Origin of the sequence: Vibrio sp. M260118 (assembly GCF_036533755.1) — a bacterium.
Taxonomy (GTDB): Bacteria; Pseudomonadota; Gammaproteobacteria; order Enterobacterales; family Vibrionaceae; genus Vibrio.
This window is the reverse complement of sequence record NZ_JATABG010000402.1, coordinates 1-3,001: the sequence shown is the minus strand read 5'-3', so window position 1 is coordinate 3,001 and position 3,001 is coordinate 1. Positions and strand designations below refer to the sequence as shown.

Genomic DNA, 3,001 nt, shown 5'->3' with positions numbered 1-3,001 from the left:
CGGCCTCCTTTTTTGCATCTGATGTATTAGCCTTGTCCTGTCTTGCCGCTCACCTTGCTCTGACATCCTTTTCCTACAAATCCGGAAAATTGACTGCAGTTTGATTTAACTAGGATTGAGATTCTATGAATAGCAATGGAGTAGCGGCTCTGCTTGGCGTAGCTGCGCTATTTGGCAGTGCGTTTGCAGTGGCTGAGGAGCCTAAATCGACGGACTTGACGGTCGGTATGGCGGTTGATCAACAACTGAGCGTGGTTGTTGAATTGGATCACCAGTACCGCTTTATTGTCGGTAATGATGGCGGTGCATTCGATTATATCCTAAAGCGTGGGTCTTTTGAGGCTAATACGCCTGTCACTTGGTATGTTGGTGCCGGTGGCTGGAGTGAATGGGACGGGAAAGAGTTTGGTGCTCGCATCCCCTTAGGACTAAATTGGAACTTGAGTAAAGGTTGGGATATGTATGGCCAAGTACACCCTGAACTCAATCTATATGGTGGACCAGAACTACAAATAGGCGCTGCACTGGGGGTCAAATACTCGTTTTAAAACAAGCCGTAATTTATGAAGTTCATAGTTAGATTACCTCCTGATAGACATCTCTCTATTGGCGTTATTTCAATGCCATTACGAACAATTGTGATGCTAACGTCATAATTCCGTACGGAAAATAGGTATTAATTGAAGATACCTCATAAGGATGTTATTACTTTGTTACACAATAAGGAGGTGTCTATGGAACACAATCTAAAATACGCTCTTGTCATTACTGCGGTAGTATTCACTGTTCTACTAGGGTTCGGTATTACTGCCATTGCAACAGCTTAGTACAGTTAATGCGCAACTGCGGTGTCGTTACCAATACTGCGGTAACACTTGATGCTCAACAATTAAAAAAGTATACCGGCGGTAAAAATGCATTGGTTGCTCAAGGGGGCGGCCAAAGAGGAATTTTTACCTCTGGTGTACTTGACGCATTTCTCTTATCGAACTTCGACCCTTTTCACTCTTTCTATGGCACATCAGCCGGGGCGCTGAACTTATGTGCTTTTCTTTGTCGGCAACGGGGGATAGGACAGTCGTTTATCTTAGACCTCACCACGGCCCGCGAATTTTTCCACCTGTTTCGCTATATTCGTCATAATCAGTATTTAGGGCTCGATTGGGCGCTGGAGAAGATCTGTGATTATCCATACCGACTCGATGTTGATATGGGGCGTAAGGTTTTGGCACATCGTCATGCCTACGCTGCTGTAACCGATACTTATCGACTTTCTGATCACTACCTTCCGATGTTGGCTGATGATTGGAGAAAGGTACTGATTGCGACTTGTGCTATTCCGCGACTCTACGGCCATGCTGTGCAGTTCCCTCATGGCGAATATGTCGATGGCGGTGTGTCTGCGTCTATTCCTGTACAGGAGGCTTGGCGTAGAGAAGCACGGTGTATAGTGGTGATTCGCACCGAAGGAGAGGACTCAGTAACAGATATTGTCGAGGCAAATCAAGAGCAATCTGTGGAGTGGCTAAGGGATTCATTCAATGTCATTCAAAATCATTGGCAAGATAAACTTAACCGCTGGAAGCAAGATTGGGGGCTGTTTATCAATGAACGGGCGCAAAAATCGAAACAAGAGAGAGCCGATAAACTGCATTTAGAAGTCCTCAATGGTGGACGATGGTTATTTGGTGCTGACGATGTCTATCGCTTGAGCCATCTACTCGGTGATAAGTTTGACTCGAGCTTAGCTGACATGCTAATGGTGCACTATCAAACCTATTCGCTAACTCAAAACTTTCTTCAGTCGCCACCGGATGATTGCTTTATTGTCCAGATCAAGCCTGACCAGCCTTTGCGTTCAAGTTCATTGATGAGTCGTCGAGAAGATCTTCTCCACGATTACCAGCTCGGATTGGATGCGGGATTTCAGTTTGTTGAATCGTTTTCTAAGTGCATCAAGAAGCCTAACTTTCTATGATCAAAAAAGGGAGCAAAGCGCTCCCATAGAGACAAGGGAAGTGCAGGTTATGCAGCAAGGATTCTCATACAGTTGGTCGAGCCTACGACATCCATGACATCTCCCTGAGTGATGATCACCAGATCACCGTCGTCGAGTAACCCTTTCGCTTTGAGCGTAGCGACCGCGGCTTGTGCGGTTTGTAACCCTGTATTTGATTTATCATCAAAGTAGACGGGAAAAACGCCACGATAGAGCGCTGAGAGGTTCAATGTGCTTTCGTTACGTGATAAAGCGAAAATGGGTAGCCCAGAGCTCAAACGCGACATCATAAGCGCTGTACGGCCCGATTCGGTTAGCGTGATAATACCTTTGATACCGCGCATATGGTTAGCGGCAAACATAGTTGACATGGCAATGGTTTCTTCCCCTGTCTCAAAGACTGTGTCCATGCGATATCCTGACCGGTTCACCGCTGACATCTTCTCCGCCCCCAGGCAGACGCTTGCCATAGATTGAACCGTTTCTAGTGGGTATTTACCTGCGGCCGTTTCTCCTGAGAGCATCACTGCATCCGTACCATCAAGTACTGCGTTGGCGACGTCCATGACTTCCGCTCGAGTTGGCATCGGGTTCTCCATCATGGATTCCATCATTTGGGTGGCGGTAATCACGGTTCTATTCAGTTTTCGTGCGCGACGAATGAGCTGTTTTTGCACCCCGATCAACTCTGGGTCACCGATCTCGACCCCTAAGTCGCCCCGGGCCACCATTACCGCGTCGGAAGCGAGTATGATGTCATCGATATTCTCTTCGCTCGCAACCGTTTCAGCGCGTTCTACTTTCGCTACCAATCGTGTTTGTAAACCTGCGTCTGTTGCAAGCCTGCGGGCGTACTTCATGTCTTCTCCGTTGCGGGGGAATGAGACCGCAAGGTAGTCGACGTTGATTTCTGCCGCGAGTTTAATGTCTTTCTTATCTTTGTCGGTTAGGGCTTCAGCCGATAGACCACCGCCTTTTTTATTGATGCCTTTGTTGTTGGAT

4 protein-coding genes are annotated in these 3,001 nt (G+C 47.2%); 3 read left to right on the top strand and 1 reads right to left on the bottom strand.

The window, feature by feature from the left end:
• The first annotated feature begins 125 nt into the window (after positions 1-125).
• From QTO00_RS17465 to QTO00_RS17455, 3 genes are all read left to right on the top strand, one after another.
• Complete coding sequence (locus tag QTO00_RS17465) at positions 126-548, top strand: hypothetical protein (RefSeq protein ID WP_331425911.1); 423 nt, start codon at positions 126-128, stop codon at positions 546-548.
• A gap of 186 nt (positions 549-734) precedes the next feature.
• Positions 735-827, top strand: coding sequence for a cytochrome bd-I oxidase subunit CydH (cydH, locus tag QTO00_RS17460; protein ID WP_152604180.1), 93 nt, complete (start codon positions 735-737; stop codon positions 825-827).
• 8 nt (positions 828-835) lie between these two features.
• Positions 836-1,978, top strand: a complete 1,143-nt coding sequence (locus tag QTO00_RS17455) for a patatin-like phospholipase family protein (protein WP_331425910.1) — start codon at positions 836-838, stop codon at positions 1,976-1,978.
• 47 nt (positions 1,979-2,025) lie between these two features.
• On the opposite strand, the gene pyk is transcribed toward QTO00_RS17455, so the two are convergent.
• The coding region (gene pyk / locus QTO00_RS17450; RefSeq protein WP_331425909.1) for a pyruvate kinase at positions 2,026-3,001 on the bottom strand (976 nt) is incomplete at its 5' end.